Origin of the sequence: Bradyrhizobium sp. HKCCYLS1011 (genome assembly GCF_051167795.1) — a bacterium.
Lineage (GTDB): Bacteria > Pseudomonadota > Alphaproteobacteria > Rhizobiales > Xanthobacteraceae > Bradyrhizobium.
In genome coordinates this window covers 25,821-40,172 of sequence record NZ_JBNPTT010000020.1, presented here as the reverse complement: position 1 = coordinate 40,172, position 14,352 = coordinate 25,821, and the positions used below count along the sequence as shown (strand labels likewise).

The following is a 14,352-nucleotide window of genomic DNA, read 5'->3' as shown; positions in this document are numbered from 1 at the left end:
CGCTGAAAACCATGGTGTTACCTTTAAAACGTCGACCGCCGAAGTCTTCTCGTCCGATCCCGAAATCAAGCCGAAGCTCAATCCCGAGACCCGCAAGGACTCCGCCGTCCACGTTTCTCTTTCTTCTTCTTCACTTGTCAAACAGCCCGGCGCTCCACGGCAATCGCCTGTGAAGACGCTCAACCCTCGAATTTTTCGGAAGCGAGGAAGTCCCAAGAGAGGGACACCCCGGCATATATAGCGCAATTTCCGAAGTGTTCAAGGCCGACTGCAAACAACGTCTCACCGAAACGAGCGCCACAGCCGTACCTCGAATTCTCGGAAGCGAGGATAATCCCAGCAGGGATGCCTCACCACATTCAGCGCAGTTTCCGATGTCTTCAAGGCCCGACCGACAAACAGTGTCTCGCAGAAGCGAGTGAGACAGCCGTCATGTCCGTCGGAGGGCGGCTGAATATGCCAGTGCCGTTTCCTGTTCAAGCGTTTTTTTTGATCCTGTGAATATTTCTGCTCGGGCACCTGCACCTGTCTCGAAATGACATCGTCATTCACCACCGGAACTCTGAGACGGGTTTCGGTCATCTGTCCTGACAGAACGAACGCCCGGCGAGGTCTAGAACCGCGCGCCCAGTTCTTCCAAACGGCGATGCGCGAGCGTCCGCGACGCTTCGATTGCTGCAGTCGGCCCTGCTGTGGGGCCGATCAGGACGACCTGCACGTCACGGACGCCGATGAAGCGCAGCGCCTCGCGCAAATAGGGCGTGGCCATATCGACGCGGCCGCGGTTCATGCCGGTGGCGAAGTCGCTGCCGCTGGCGATAATGAGCAGCGTCGGCCGATCCTTCAGCAATGGGAGATAGCCCTGCGCGGGATCGAAACGGAACGTCAGCCCGGGCTGGGTAATCACGTCGATCCATTGCTTGAGCTTGTAGGGGATCGAGAAATTCCACATCGGCGTCGAAATGACGACGCGATCAGCGAGCGCAAAGCGCATAGCCAGACGCTCGGCGACCGCGAAGGCGTCGCGTTCGGCGGTAGAAAAGCCGCGTCCGCCGATACGCGCATATTTGGCATCAAGGATGGCGCCGTCGAACTCCGGCAGCGGCTCCCGCCACAGGTTCATGTCGTCGAAGTCCCAGTCGGAACGCCTTTGTCGGAAGCGATCCAGGAACACCCGGGCTCCCGCGGAAGATTCCGAGTCCGCACGCGGCGAGCAGATCATGTGCAGGAGCTTCGGCATCGCCGCGCTGCTCAGCCCAGCGCCTTGATCACGGCGTCGGCATTGGTCACGACCGCGACGTTCTGCATCGCAAAATTGATCGAGGCGTTGTGCCAGTCGGCATTCATGGTCGAACAGCAATCCTCCGGAACGACGATGAAATAGCCCTTGTCGGCGCCGGTGCGTGCAGTGTGCTCGATCGACATGTTGGTCCAGGCGCCGGTATCGATGACGATGTCGCGCCCGGTCGCCTTCAGGATGGTCTCCAGCCGCGTCCCCTCCCAGGCGCTCATCCGCATCTTTTCGACCACGAAATCGCCGGCCCGTGGCTCCAGCCCCTGCACCGGGGCCGCCCCCCAGGAACCCCGCACCATCGCCTTGCTGTCGACCAGCCCCTCGAACAGCGGCGCATTCAGCGTCACGCCGGGCGCTCCGGGCTCGACGATGAACCAGACATGGATGATGACGACGCCGCGCGCCCGGGCCGTCTCAGCGAGGCGGCGCACGTTATCGACGACGCGTTGCTGGCGCGCATGCGCCGGCGCGCCGGAGTCCGCAAAGGCGCCTCCCTCCATGATCACGTCGTTCTGCAGATCCTGAATGATCATGGCGCAGCGGCGCGGATCCAGCTGCATGTCGCCGTTGGTCAGTTGCGGTGCCGATGAGCCGGATCGTGATGCAGAACTGCCTGCCCTGCCCGCGCTCATATAGGGTTCGTGCCGCGGGCCGACCTTCGTGGGTATCGCGTAGACCGAATGCGTCGCGGTCAGATACAGCGTGCGGAACTCCGGCCCGCCCCAGGCCAGGTTGGCGACCAGCTCCGGCACGCGCACCTTCCCGAGCAGCTCTCCGGCCGGCGAATAGACCCAGACGCCGCCGGGCGCGGTAACCCAGACATTGCCGTGCTGATCGCATTTCATGCCGTCCGGCACGCCGGGCTCGAGCTCGGACCGGATGGAGCTTGCGAACACGCGCGCATTCGACAGCCCGCCGTCGGCATTGATATCAAAAACTCGGATCAACGTTTGGACAGTATCGTTGACGTACAGCAGCCGCTCATCGGGCGAGAAGCACAACCCGTTCGGCTGATCGAACAGCGTGCGATCGACCACCAGCCGCGGCGCACCGCCGCCCGGCGGAACCCGATAGACGCCCTGGAAGCCGAGCTGACGCGGCCGCTCCACGCCATAGACCGGCATGCGGCCATACCAAGGATCGGAGAAGTAGATCGCGCCGCTCGAATGCACGCAGACATCGTTCGGGCTGTTGAGCTCCTGGTTCTCGAAATGCGACGCCAGCACCTCGCGTCGTCCGTCCGGCCGCTCGCGCACCAGCGACGAGGTCGCGTGCTCGCAGACGATCAGGTTGAGCTCGGCATCATAGGTCATGCCATTGCATTTGTTGGACGGACGCCGCATCTCGACCACGCCACGCCTGGCATCCCAACGTCGGCGCACATCACCGGGCATGTCCGAGAACAGCAGGAACTGCTCGACTGGATGCCATATCGGACCTTCCGTGAATTCGAACCCGGTGCCGACCTGGCCGACCGGCGCATAGGGATCGATGAGCTTTTCGAACTCAGGGCGCAGGGTCACGTGGGTCATGGTCCCCTCCTCACGCCGGAAACCAGTGCCGCTCCGGCAGGCTCTGCACCACCGGCCCCGGAACCTGATCGTGCAGCCGGCCGACGACCACGCCGCGCTCGATCTTGGCGGGACGATCATGCACCGGCAGCAGATAGCGCGAGCTACTCAGCAGCTTCTTGATCGCGGCCTTCTCGGCGCGCTTGGTGGTGCCGTGGTTGCCGGTCGTGCGCGGCTCGGCGTCGTGGATCTCGTGGAAGGGCGTGACGATCTGGTCGTTGAAATCATAGATCACGTCGCCACAAATGGTGGCGATACCGTCGGCGGTGTGAACGTGAATGTTCATCGACCCTTCGGTGTGCGCGTTCGCTGCATCACAATAAACGCCGGGCATCAGCTCGACCGGCCCGGTCAGCTCGAGATCGAGGAAACGCAGTGCGCTCTTGGTATGCAGCCGGTCGATCAGGTGCTTGATGTCGGGCGCCGGATATTGCGGATGCATCAGGCCGGACACCGAATATTCCAGCTCACGACGGTTCAGCACGACGGTGGTGTTCATCGGGAACAGGTCGTCCTTGCCAGCGTGGTCGATATGCAGATGGGTGTGGCAGACGTAGCGCACGTCACCCATCCGCACGCCATGGCGCATCAGCTGGTTCTCGATCATGTTCTCGTGGAACTGCAGGCCGCGCATACCGAGCGTTTCCATGATCTGGTTCGAGCGATAGCCGGTGTCGACCACGACTGGATAAGGGCCGCCGAGGATCAAAAAGCCGAGCGTCAGCACCCGCCTGGTGCGGCCGCAATCGCGCCCCAGCACCAGGAAGCTCGATTCCAGCTCGATATCGCCATAGTCCAGAATCTTGATTTCCAGCGGCATTGCTACTCCCCGTATCGTCTTGTTCTGTTTGGGTCGGCGGCTGCTTGCTCACTCCAACCGATAGACTCTGATTGCCGTCGTCCGAAACAGCGCGTCGCGCTCCTGGGCGCCGAGTGGTGCTGCAGCGGTGCGGAACGCGCCGACCAGCTCGCGATAGCTGGTCCATAGCTTCTCGATCGGGAAATTCGAGCCGAACAGGCAGCGCTCGGCACCAAACAGCGCGACGGTCTCACCAAGGATCTCCGCGATGTGAGCAGGATCGTTGCGATGGATGAAGGTGCCGAGACCGGAGAGCTTCGAGACGACATTCGGACAAGCCGCAAGCGCCTGCATGCCGTCGCGCCAAGACGCTCGTCCATCGGAGGAGAGATCCTCCAGCATGCCGGCATGCTGGAGGATGAACGTGACGCGCGGGCATGCATCGGCCAGCCGGGCCGCGCCCGCCATCTGGCCTGCAAACACCTGCAGATCGAAGCTGAACTGGTAGTCGGCGAGATGCGCGACGTTGCGCCTGATGACAGGATCATCGCAGAGATCCGGGTGGCTTGCGAAGCGATACAGCGGGTTGTCGTGCCAATGCAGTTGCATGCGCACGCCGCGCACGAGCGGATAGCGCGCGAGCCGGTCGAGCTGCGGCCGGACGTCAGCGACGGCGAGGTCCGCGTAGGCAACGATCGCATGCGGCCAGCCACGCTCGTCCGCGGTCCGCTGCACCCATTCGGCCTCGTCCTCGAAGCGCTCCTTGGCCCAGTTGGTCTGCACATAGACCGAACGCGTGACACCGGAGCCGGCGAGGTCGGACAGATATTCATCGATCGTATAGTCGCGCCGGATCGGCTCATAAGGACCGAAGATGCGCGGCTGCATCGGTCCGCTCAGCCATGGCAGATCAGCCTGCCGCCAAATATGATGATGCGCATCGATGATGCCGGTCATGCCGCCCTCCTCCGTCCCAGCGACAGCACATGCGCGACGATGTCAGCGGTCGAGCCGCCGCTGTCGAAGTCATCGACGAAGCGCCGGATTGCGATCAGCGCCTCCGTCTGCGGCTTGAAGCCGGGCGCCGCTGCGAGCGGCGTCAGCCAGCTCAAGCACCAGGCGCGGCGCGCCAGCTTTGCCACGGCGTCGCGGAGCGCCGCGACATCGCCGCGCTCCAGTCCATCCGAGATCACGATGACCGCGGCGCCCCTCGCATAGCCGGCGAAGCGCGGCACTGCGAGGAACGCCTGCAGCGCATCACCGATCCGGGTGCCGCCGTCCCAATCACTGACCAGATGCGCAGCGGCGTTAAGCGCCTGCTCCCGCCGCTTCAGGCGTAGCGGCCGCGTCACCCGCGTCAACCGGGTGCCGAAGGTGAAGACCTCGACATGCGGTGCGGCCCGGACCAGCGCATGCGCGAGCGTCATGTTGTCCTCAGTGCGCGTCTTCATCGAACCGGACACATCGATCAGCAGCAGCACCTTGCGCGGCCGTGGCCGGCGCTTCAGCCGGCCCAGCTTGAAGACCTCGCCATCGCAGCGCACGCTGTCCCGCAAGGTGCGGCGCAGATCGGCAAACGGACCGCGCCGCGCGCGTATCCGTCGATGACCCCGTCGGCGCGGCAACCGGCTTGGCGCCTCGCGCGCGAAGCGACGCAGCGCGTCGCCGGTCGAGCGCTCCTCGAAGCGGCGGGCAACAAGCGCCTCGGTGCGGGCAGCGACGAGCCCGGATTCATTGGCTTCATCGGCGAGCGGCGTCTCGTCTTCTCCCCGTCCCTCCTCCTGCAGCCGCACCACCTCCTCGTCCTCCGAACCTACGCCTTCCAGTGGCTCGCGCCCACGGAAATGCAGATCGAACAGGCGATCATAGGTGGCACGCCGCTCGGGTGGCGGCGCCAGGATCGCAAGGCCGGCGAGATAGATATCGTCGAGGCTGCGCGGTCCCAGCAGTTCGATGGCCGACAAGAAGGCCGTGGTCTGCTCCGGCGCGACCGCAAATCCGTTGAGGCGGAGCAGGCTCGCGAAGTCCACCAACACACGTGCAGCACGCGGCAGCTTGATGATCTCGCTCACGCCACAGCCTCCGCAATTAGCGCGTCGAGCCGCGGCGAGATGAAACTGAGATCCTCCTCGTCCTTGAGCGCGACGCCGATCGAACGCTTGAACGCGTCCGGCCACCGCGCGCCGCCCTTGTGCAGCAAAGTCGCAGCCTCCGCCCAATCGACAGCTTCGGCAATGCCGGGCGCTTTCGACAGCGGCTCGCGCCGGAGCCTGCCGACCGCGGCCACGACCGCGCGCGCGGTGGATTCGGCGACGCTGGAGGCTCGCAGCATGATGATGCGGGCCTCGCGTTCGGCGGTCGGATAGTCGATCCAATGATAGACGCAGCGGCGGCGCAGCGCCTCATGCAGATCGCGGGTGCGGTTCGAGGTCAGGATCACGACCGGTCGTTCGGCCGCGCGCACCGTGCCGCGCTCGGGAATCGAGATCTGGAAATCGGACAGGAATTCCAGCAGGAAGGCCTCGAACTCCTGGTCGGCGCGATCGATCTCGTCGATCAGCAGCACGGTTGAATCCGGCGCGCGCAGGCTCGCCAGCATCGGGCGCTCGATCAGGAACGTCTCGCCATAGATGTCGATCGACTGTTCGCCCGCCTGGCGGATCGCCAGCATCTGGCGCGGATAGTTCCACTCATACAACGCGGCGGAGGCGTCGATGCCCTCATAGCATTGCAGCCGGATCAGCCGGCGGGCGAGCACGGCGGCAATCGCTTTCGCGGCTTCGGTCTTGCCGACGCCGGGCGCGCCTTCCAGCAGCAGTGGCTTGCCCAGCGCGAGCGCGAGATAGGCCGCGGTCGCGAGGCCCTCATCGGCCAAGTAGTACGCGGCGCGTAGCGCCCGCTCCAGCGACTCCGGGCTGTCGATGCCGACGATGTTGCCGCGAACCGCCATCGTCTATCTCACCGCCTTGGCTGCGGCCGTGCGCCGCCCTGCGCCTTGATCGCGCGCAGCACCTTTTCCGGCGTGATCGGCAGCTCATCGATGCGGACGCCGACCGCATTGAAGATCGCATTCGCCACGGCCGGCAGCACCGGATTGGCGCACATCTCGCCCGGTCCCTTGGCGCCGAACGGGCCGTCCGCCGCGGGGCGCTCCAGCACGGCGATGTCATGCGGGCAGATGTCGCCTGGACCCGGCATCAGATAGTCGACGAAATCGCGCGGGCCATGGGCCGGGTTCGGATAAAACGGCTCCGTCGTCTCATACAGCGCATGGCTGACGCCCATCCAGGCGCCGCCGACCAGCTGCTGCTCTACCAGTCGCGGGTTGAGCGCACGTCCCAGCTCATAGGCGCTGTCCATCCTGACCATGCTGACCTCGCCGGTCTCGTCATCGACCTCCACTTCCGCAACCAGGCAGGCATGGGCATAGCAAGTCGCCGGCGACATCTCGCCGGTTTCGGGGTCGACACCCGACAGCGGCACCAGGAAGATGCCGCGCCCCGAGATGGTGCGGCCCTGCTTGAACTGCGCAGCGATCGCCACGTCCTTGGTCGAGATCGATCGGTGCGACGCGCCCTTGACGTGGATGTTGCCACGGCCGTCGGTCTCGAGATCAGCGGCGTTGACCTCAAGCTCCTCGGCCGCCGCCTCCATCATCACGCCGCGCGCCTCGCGCGCCGCAGCCATCACCGCATTGCCGACACGATGGGTGCCGCGCGAAGCGAACGAGCCCATGCAATGCGGCCCGGTGTCGGAATCAGCGGTGTCGACATAGACGTCCTCGACCGGGACGCCGAGCGTCTCGGCGCAAATCTGCCGCGTCACCGACTTCATGCCCTGACCGAGATCGATCGACGACAGCGCCACCGTGAACTTGCCGCTGGGATTGGAATGCACCAGCGCCTGGCTGGGATCGCCGCCGAGGTTCATGCCGATCGGATAGTTGATCGAGGCAATGCCGCGTCCATGGTGCCTGGTCATGTCAGCGCCTCCTGGTGCCGAAGACGGAGGAAAAACGGGTGGCGCCATGGGATGGCGCCGCCGGCGGTGATGGAGGCGGCGGTGCGACCGGCCGCTGCTCGGAAGCAGGCATCGCAATGCCGCGATCGTAACTGGTGCGCTGCTGCGGCGGCGCAAGGCGCGAAGCCACAGGCTCGCGCGCCGTCGGCGGAATCTCCGCCCTGGCACCACCGCCCTCCTTGCGCGAGGACATCCGCTTGAATTCCTCGCGCAACGGCCACTTGGCCTTCTCGGCCGCGACCTGCACGCATTCGATCAAAGCGGTGTTCTTGGCCTCACGGCGATGGGCCTTCATGTCGCCGTCGCGATAGGCATTGATGATCCGGAACTCCATCGGATCGATGCCGGTGAGGTGCGCGAGCTTGTCCATCTGACATTCGATCGCGAAGTCCATGCCGGTGACGCCAAAGCCGCGCATGGCGGTGGCCGGCGTGCGGTTGGTGAAGACGCAGTAGATGTCGCCGTAAACGTTGGGGATCGTATAGGGCCCCGGCAGATGCGCCGCGCATTTGACCACCGCATAGCTCGATAGCCGCGTATAGGCGCCGCTGTCGAAATAGGCCGTGATCTTGCGCGCGACGATGCGGCCATCGCGCTTGACGCCATCCTTGATGAAGATGCGTTCCGCACCGCGCGGCGGGCCATATTGCATCTCCTCCTCCCGCCCCAGCACGTAGCGCACCGGGCGTCCGGTCAGCATTGCACCCAGGATCGCGAGCGGCTCGGTCAGCGTATCGACCTTGCCGCCGAACCCGCCGCCGACCGTGCCGCCGACGAAATGGAACGTGTTCGACGGCAGATCGAGAATCTTGGCGCAGGTGTCAAGCGAGAAGAAGAGCGCTTGCGTCGACGTATAGACGACATAGCGGCCGTTGGTGTCGGGTGCGGCAATCGAGCCGTTGGTCTCGGTCGGCGCATGTTCGATCGGCGACATCTGATAGCGCTGCTCGAGCACGTGATCGGATTCGGCGAAGCCGCGCTCGACGTCACCGAAGCGGAGCTTCTGGTGATCGTAGCGCTCGTGATAGGTGAAGGTGTTCTTCGGATAGGTCTCGTTGACGACGGGGGCGCCGGGCTTGAGCGCCTCTTCGACATCGAACACGGCCGGCAAGGGCTCGTAGTCGACGCGGATTTTTGCTATTGCTTCAAAGGCTTCGAGCGGGCTGTCAGCCACAACCGCGACAATCGGCTCGCCCTTGTAGCGCACCTTGTCGACGGCGAGCGTCGGCTCGTCGTCCTTGCCGAAATTGATCAGGCTGAGCAGCGTGTTGAGATTGCGCGGCACGTCGCTGCCGCGGATGATCCGCCGCACGCCCGGTGCGCTGTCGGCTTCCGAGGTATCGATGCGGCGTAGCCGCGCATGTGGATGGGCGCTGCGCAGCACCTTCAGATGCAGCATGCCCTGCAGCTTGTGATCGTCGAAATAGGTCGAGGTGCCCGTGACATGGCCCAGCATATCCTGGCGCTGCGTGCCCTTGCCGATTTCCTTCAAGTTGTCGTCGCGCTCGTCGGCGAAGATGTCCTTGCGCAATTCCAGCATGGCTCATTCCTTCAGGCGCGGGCGCGTGATGCTGACGCGGCCAGCACGGCATTGATGATCGGCTCATAACCGGTGCAGCGGCAGATGTTGCCGGAAATCGCCTCGACCACCTCGGCGCGGCTCGGTTGCGGGTTGCGATCGAGCAGCGCCTTCGCCGCCATCAGCATGCCCGGCGTGCAATAGCCGCATTGCGCCGCGAAATTGTCAGCAAACGCCCGCTGCAGCGGATGCAGGTTCGGGCCGTCCTTCATGCTGTCGAGCGTCTCGACCGAGCGCCCCGCGACAGTTTCGGCAAGCGTCAGGCAGGACAGATGCAGTTCGCCGTCGATCAGCACCGAGCAGGCGCCGCAACCGCCCTGCCCGCAACCGAATTTGGGCGTCATGTCGCCAATCAGTTCGCGCAAGGCCACCAGCAGATTGACGCCGCCATCGACGAAGATCGCGACGTCGCGGCCGTTATGTCGGAATTGCAGCGCGGTCTTCGCCATGTCCCTACTCCTGTCCCGACAACAGCCGCCGCAGATGCACGCCTGCGATCTCGCGGCGATACCAGGCGCTGGCAAGCGCGTTGTCGGCGGGCGATATTCCTTCGGTGACGGCCGCCGCGGCCGCGCTAATCGCTGTGCCATCGAGCGACCGACCGTCGAGTGCGCGTTCGGCTGCTTTCGCGCGGATCGGCACCGGCGCCATCGAGCCGAGCGCGATCCGCGCGCCGTTGATCCGACCGCCACCGGATGGCAGATGCACGGCAAGCGTCATGATCGATCCGCCTTTCGGCTTGATCCGGGCGATCTTGCGATAGCGGAACGCATCCGCGCTGGCCGGCCGTGCACAGGACACGGAGAGCACGAGCGTGCCGCCGTGTCGCTCGCGCGACTGCAAAAATTCCTCGATGGCGATGTCGCGCACCCCCAGCCCGCCATGCACCGAGACGACCGCATCCAGCGCCAGCAGCGCCACCGTGAAATCGCCATAGGGCACCGGCGCAAACAGGTTGCCGCCGACCGTGCCCATGTTGCGCACCGCGGGGCCGCCGATCGATCGCGCCGGCGCATGCAGGAAGGCGAGGTCACGTTCGGCCAGGATGCGCGCGAAGGTCACGCCCGCGCCAATCACGACCCGCGAACTTGACGCGTCGATCCGTGTCAGCGTCGTGTCCGCGGCTCGCACGATGGTCGCGATCGAGATATCGCCCTCGTTGAGCGCCCGCATCACCAGCGTGCCGCCGCCGAGATAGCGCGCGCTACGATCCGACGACAGCGCCGCGGCCACTTCGCTCGTGCTCGCGAATGTCTTCACCGTCACCGGCATTGGCATGCCTCCGGGCTCATGCTGTCCCCTTCAAGTGCCGCTTAATGGCGTCGAAACCGCCCTGGTAGATGTCCTCCGCCACCATCTTTGTGATTGAGGCCGCGTCCCCGGGCCGGGTGGTGAAGCGTGATTCCCAATGCCAGAAGGTGCGGTCGCCATCAGTGACCGGGAGCAAACGGACATGAGCGACATAGTTGAACATCGGGATCGGCGTATCGAGCAGGCAGTAGCTGAAGGTCTGTTCGAGATCGGACAGCGCGAGCAATTGCTCGCGCAGCTCCGAGCCGTCCTTCAGCTTGAAGCGCCTCACGCAGCCGATCTTGTCAGAGGCCTGCGCACGCTCGATCGTCGAGGTCGCGACCGCCGGATGCCAGCGGTCGTGCCCGTTGAAATCGCGCAGCACCTCCCAGACCGCTCCGGTCGGCGCATCGAGGATGGTGCTCTTGACCACGTGCGGCATGGTCAGCCTCCAAATGCCCGCTTCAAGGCATCGAAGCCGCCCTGGAACACGCCGCCACCGATATTGCTGACGAGTTCGGACTCGCGCTCCGGCGCGCAATCGAACTCGGCCGTCCACTCCAGGAACGTGTGATCGCCGTCGGTCACCGGCGTCAGCCGCAGCGTCGCGACGTAGTTCTCGACTCCCATCGGCGACTCCAGGATCGAATAGGTGCAGAACATGTCGTAGTCGGACAGGCCGAGCAGTCTCTCCCGGATGCGATCGCCATTACGAAGGCGAAAATCCCTGACACAGCCGATTTTGTCCGCCGGCTCGCCACCCTCGATGCGGCTTTCCGCAATCGCCGGATGCCAGTTCGGCAGACCGTTGAAGTCACGCACGCGCGCCCAGACGCGATCGTTGCGCGCGTTGACGACGGTGGAGACGTAGACGCGGGCCATGACGCATCATCCCTTCTTCTTCGGCCCGCGATCAGCGGCCGGTTCCGCGCTCGCGCCGGGCACCGCCGGTTTGCCTTCGCCGGATTTGCGCGCGGCGTCCTTGATACCCTGCATGTCACGGGCTTCGCGGATCAGGCCCGGCATCTTGGCGAGGCTGCCGCCCTCCACGCCGATGTCGGACAGGATCGAGTCGATCAGCGGCGCCTGCACGCGATAGCGTAGTGCCGAGTCGATCACCTCGTCGGTGGCGCTGCGCCCTGCCCCGTTGCCATTGCCGCCATGGCCGTTGAGACCGTCGACCTGGAGGATGCGGATGCCTTCGATCTTCTCCATCGGCTTGACGCTCTCGCGCACGATGCCCTCGATGCGATCGAGCAGCTTGCGGCGGAACAGCGAGTAGCGCGCCTGATCGGTCAGCACGTTCTCGGCCTCGTTGAGCATGCGCTGGGCTTCTGCCTCGACCGCCGCACGCACGCGCTCGGCTTCCGCTGCGATCCGGGTTTCCTCCGCCTGCTTCTCGGCGAGCAGCACCTCGACCGTCTTGCGGCGCTTGGCGATCTCGCTCTCGCGCGCGGTGACGACACGTTCGGCCGCCTCGGTCGCGCGTATCCGCGCTTCCTCGGCCGCGGCGCGCGCCGCCGATTCCTCCAGCGATTTCTGATGCAGGGCGATGGCCTTCTCCATCAGCGCGGTCTCGACGTCCTTTTCCCTGACCACTTCGAGCTTGCGCAACTCGCGCTCGCGCCCAATTCGCGCTTCGTCGAGGCCACGGTCGGAGGCGATGCGCGCACGCTCGACCTCCTCGCGTGAGGCGATCTCGGCTTCCTGCAGCGCCTGGACGCGGCCGATCTCGAGCTGCTCGATGGAACGGCGCCGTTCAAGCCGTGCGGCTTCGAGGGCCTGCTCGCGCGAGACATCGGCGGTCTCGACCTCCTTGCGCGCTTTGATCTCGGCCTCCTTGACCTGGCGGTCGGCATCAATCCGCTCGGAGCGCTTGGCCGCGAGCTCGATCACGCGCACCTCGTCGGCGAGCTCGATCGCCTTCTTCTGGTCGATGTTGAGCACCTCGCGCGTCCTCGACGACGCAATCCGCTCGGCCTCCAGCGCTAGCTCGACGTCGATACGGCGCCGCTCGACCGCCTCGCGGCGCCTGAGCTCGGCAGCTTCGATTGCCTCGGCCCGCGCGATCTCGAGACTCCGCGTCTCCCGCTCGGCCTGGATGCGTTCTGCGGCAACCGCCTTCTCCTGGGAAATACGCGCGGCTTCAATGGCCTCGCGCGAGGCGATATCAGCCTCCTCGATGGCGCGGTGGCGTGCGATTTCCAACGCACGGACCCGCTCCTCCTGGGCGATCCGGCTTGCTTCCGTTGCTTCGCGTGCCGCAATGCCGGCCACATCGAGCGCCTGGTTGCGCTCGATCTCGAGCTTCCGGGTGGCGTGTTCAGAGCCGATCCGCTCCGCGGCCAAGATCCGTTCACGCGCGATGCGTGCAGCTTCCACCGCCTTCTGCGCCTCGATCTCGGCCTCCTGGATGCTGCGCACCTGGGCGATCTCCAATGCGCGGGTACGCTCGTCGGAGGCGATGCGCTCGACGTTAACTATCATGGTCTGCGCGATCCGCGCCTTCTCGGTCGCTTCGCGCGCGGCGATCTCCGCCTCTTCCACGGTGCGGGTGCGCTCGATCTCCCGCCGCCGCGTCTCCTCTTCATTGGCGATGCGTGCGTCGGTGATGATCCGATCCTGCTGGATACGGGCCTTCTCCACCGCCTCACGTGCCGTGATCTCCGCCTCCTCGACCGTGCGGGTTCGCTCGATCTCGCGCTGGCGCACCTCGCGTTCCGAGGCGATGCGCGCCATGTCGATCGCGCGCTGGTTGGCGATCCGGGCCTTCTCGATCTCCTCCCGTGCCGTGAGCTCCCGCTCCTCGACCGCGCGCATGCGCTCGATCTCCTGGTGCCGGGTCTCGCGCTCGGAGGCAATACGCGCCTCGGTGACGGCCTGCTCATTGGCGATCCGCGACTTCTCGATCGCTTCGCGCGCCAGGATCTGCGCCTGCTCGGCCTCGGTCTCGCGCAGTGCGCGCTCGCGCGCGACTTCCGTGCGTTGCAGCGCGCGACGCATCTCGATGTCGCGCTCCTGCTCCAGCCGCGCGGTCTCGCTCTCGCGCTCGATATCCAGCGCCTGCCGCTCGGCTTCAAGATTGCGGGTACGGATGCGGATCATCGAGTCCTGCTCGATGTCGTTGCGCAGCTTGCGCTTGGCCTCGATCTCTTCCATCAGGCTGGTCAGGCCCTGCGCATCGAAGCGGTTCGATGGATTGAAATATTCGAGATCGGTCTGGTCGAGGTCGGTGATCGCAACCGATTCCAGCTCGAGGCCGTTCTGCGCCAGTGCTTCCGCAGCCGCCGCCTTGACGCGTACGACATATTCGCCGCGCTGCTCGTGCATCTGCTCCATCGTCATCTCGGCCGCCACCGAGCGGATGGCCGAGATGAACTTGCCTGACAATAGCGCGGAGAGCTGCTCCGGCTCCATGGTGCGACGGCCCAATGTCGCCGCCGCGATCGCGACTGCCTCGCGCGTCGGCTGCACCCGCACGTAGAAATCAGCCTCGATGTCGACCCGCATGCGGTCGCGCGTGATCACGGCATCCTGTCTGGCGCGCGTGATCCCGATCGGCAGCACGTTCATGTTGACCGGCGTGGTGTCGTGAATGAACGGCAGCACGAAGGCGCCGCCGTTGATCACGACGCGCTCACCCAGGAAGCCGGTGCGGACGAAGGAGACCTCCTTGGAGGAGCGATGATAAAGCCAGTTCACGACGTAGACGATGATGGCGATCGCAATGATCGCGACAATCAGCCAGAGGATCAGTTCGCCGATCAGATTCCCGGACATCTCTTTCCTCCTTTGACCT

The 14,352-nt window shown here is 65.2% G+C and carries 14 protein-coding genes; 1 reads left to right on the top strand and 13 read right to left on the bottom strand.

What is annotated here, in order from left to right; translation table 11 throughout:
• Positions 1 to 241: hypothetical protein (locus ACQR1W_RS39585; protein WP_434855848.1), on the top strand; the 241-nt coding region annotated here is incomplete at its 5' end.
• 372 nt (positions 242 to 613) lie between these two features.
• Here the strand turns inward: ACQR1W_RS39585 and ACQR1W_RS39580 are convergent.
• The 13 genes from ACQR1W_RS39580 to ACQR1W_RS39520 are packed head-to-tail and all read right to left on the bottom strand — an operon-like array spanning position 614 to position 14,333.
• Complete coding sequence (locus ACQR1W_RS39580; RefSeq protein ID WP_434855847.1) at positions 614 to 1,240, bottom strand: FMN-dependent NADH-azoreductase; 627 nt, start codon at positions 1,238 to 1,240, stop codon at positions 614 to 616.
• An 11-nt stretch (positions 1,241 to 1,251) separates the two neighbouring features.
• Positions 1,252 to 2,826: an isochorismatase family protein gene (locus ACQR1W_RS39575; protein ID WP_434855846.1), complete on the bottom strand. Its 1,575-nt coding sequence runs from the start codon at positions 2,824 to 2,826 to the stop codon at positions 1,252 to 1,254.
• Between the two features lie 10 nt (positions 2,827 to 2,836).
• Complete coding sequence (locus tag ACQR1W_RS39570) at positions 2,837 to 3,685, bottom strand: MBL fold metallo-hydrolase (protein WP_434855845.1); 849 nt, start codon at positions 3,683 to 3,685, stop codon at positions 2,837 to 2,839.
• Positions 3,686 to 3,733: 48 nt separating this feature from the next.
• Positions 3,734 to 4,621, bottom strand: a complete 888-nt coding sequence (locus ACQR1W_RS39565) for an amidohydrolase family protein (RefSeq protein ID WP_434855844.1) — start codon at positions 4,619 to 4,621, stop codon at positions 3,734 to 3,736.
• Positions 4,618 to 5,736, bottom strand: coding sequence for a vWA domain-containing protein (locus ACQR1W_RS39560; RefSeq protein WP_434855843.1), 1,119 nt, complete (start codon positions 5,734 to 5,736; stop codon positions 4,618 to 4,620). The genes ACQR1W_RS39565 and ACQR1W_RS39560 overlap by 4 nt, the downstream gene beginning before the upstream one ends.
• Positions 5,733 to 6,614, bottom strand: coding sequence for an AAA family ATPase (locus ACQR1W_RS39555; protein WP_434855842.1), 882 nt, complete (start codon positions 6,612 to 6,614; stop codon positions 5,733 to 5,735). Before ACQR1W_RS39555 ends, ACQR1W_RS39560 begins: the two co-directional genes overlap by 4 nt.
• An 8-nt stretch (positions 6,615 to 6,622) precedes the next feature.
• Complete coding sequence (locus tag ACQR1W_RS39550; RefSeq protein ID WP_434855841.1) at positions 6,623 to 7,645, bottom strand: xanthine dehydrogenase family protein molybdopterin-binding subunit; 1,023 nt, start codon at positions 7,643 to 7,645, stop codon at positions 6,623 to 6,625.
• A 1-nt stretch (position 7,646) separates the two neighbouring features.
• Positions 7,647 to 9,224, bottom strand: coding sequence for a xanthine dehydrogenase family protein molybdopterin-binding subunit (locus ACQR1W_RS39545; RefSeq protein ID WP_434855840.1), 1,578 nt, complete (start codon positions 9,222 to 9,224; stop codon positions 7,647 to 7,649).
• Positions 9,225 to 9,235: 11 nt separating this feature from the next.
• The gene (locus ACQR1W_RS39540; RefSeq protein WP_434855839.1) at positions 9,236 to 9,712 is read right to left on the bottom strand and encodes a (2Fe-2S)-binding protein; all 477 of its coding nucleotides are present in this window, start codon (positions 9,710 to 9,712) and stop codon (positions 9,236 to 9,238) included.
• A gap of 4 nt (positions 9,713 to 9,716) precedes the next feature.
• The gene (locus ACQR1W_RS39535; protein ID WP_434855838.1) at positions 9,717 to 10,535 is read right to left on the bottom strand and encodes an FAD binding domain-containing protein; all 819 of its coding nucleotides are present in this window, start codon (positions 10,533 to 10,535) and stop codon (positions 9,717 to 9,719) included.
• 16 nt (positions 10,536 to 10,551) lie between these two features.
• Positions 10,552 to 10,995 carry an SRPBCC family protein gene (locus ACQR1W_RS39530; protein ID WP_434855837.1) on the bottom strand — a complete coding sequence of 148 codons (444 nt, stop codon included), beginning with the start codon at positions 10,993 to 10,995 and terminating at the stop codon, positions 10,552 to 10,554.
• A gap of 2 nt (positions 10,996 to 10,997) precedes the next feature.
• On the bottom strand, positions 10,998 to 11,435 hold the full coding sequence (locus tag ACQR1W_RS39525; protein WP_434855836.1) for an SRPBCC family protein: 438 nt from the start codon (positions 11,433 to 11,435) through the stop codon (positions 10,998 to 11,000).
• Between the two features lie 6 nt (positions 11,436 to 11,441).
• Entirely contained in the window at positions 11,442 to 14,333 is a 2,892-nt protein-coding gene (locus ACQR1W_RS39520) for a flotillin domain-containing protein (protein ID WP_434855835.1), read from the bottom strand.
• Positions 14,334 to 14,352: the final 19 nt, after the last annotated feature.

Coding starts and splice junctions, on each gene's coding strand:
- ACQR1W_RS39520 (WP_434855835.1), bottom strand. CDS start 14,333: ATGTCCGGGAATCTGATCGGCGAACTGATCCTCTGGCTGATTGTCGCG.
- ACQR1W_RS39575 (WP_434855846.1), bottom strand. CDS start 2,826: ATGACCCACGTGACCCTGCGCCCTGAGTTCGAAAAGCTCATCGATCCC.
- ACQR1W_RS39580 (WP_434855847.1), bottom strand. CDS start 1,240: ATGCCGAAGCTCCTGCACATGATCTGCTCGCCGCGTGCGGACTCGGAA.
- ACQR1W_RS39545 (WP_434855840.1), bottom strand. CDS start 9,224: ATGCTGGAATTGCGCAAGGACATCTTCGCCGACGAGCGCGACGACAAC.
- ACQR1W_RS39530 (WP_434855837.1), bottom strand. CDS start 10,995: ATGCCGCACGTGGTCAAGAGCACCATCCTCGATGCGCCGACCGGAGCG.
- ACQR1W_RS39565 (WP_434855844.1), bottom strand. CDS start 4,621: ATGACCGGCATCATCGATGCGCATCATCATATTTGGCGGCAGGCTGAT.
- ACQR1W_RS39550 (WP_434855841.1), bottom strand. CDS start 7,645: ATGACCAGGCACCATGGACGCGGCATTGCCTCGATCAACTATCCGATC.
- ACQR1W_RS39540 (WP_434855839.1), bottom strand. CDS start 9,712: ATGGCGAAGACCGCGCTGCAATTCCGACATAACGGCCGCGACGTCGCG.
- ACQR1W_RS39570 (WP_434855845.1), bottom strand. CDS start 3,685: ATGCCGCTGGAAATCAAGATTCTGGACTATGGCGATATCGAGCTGGAA.
- ACQR1W_RS39535 (WP_434855838.1), bottom strand. CDS start 10,535: ATGCCGGTGACGGTGAAGACATTCGCGAGCACGAGCGAAGTGGCCGCG.
- ACQR1W_RS39555 (WP_434855842.1), bottom strand. CDS start 6,614: ATGGCGGTTCGCGGCAACATCGTCGGCATCGACAGCCCGGAGTCGCTG.
- ACQR1W_RS39525 (WP_434855836.1), bottom strand. CDS start 11,435: ATGGCCCGCGTCTACGTCTCCACCGTCGTCAACGCGCGCAACGATCGC.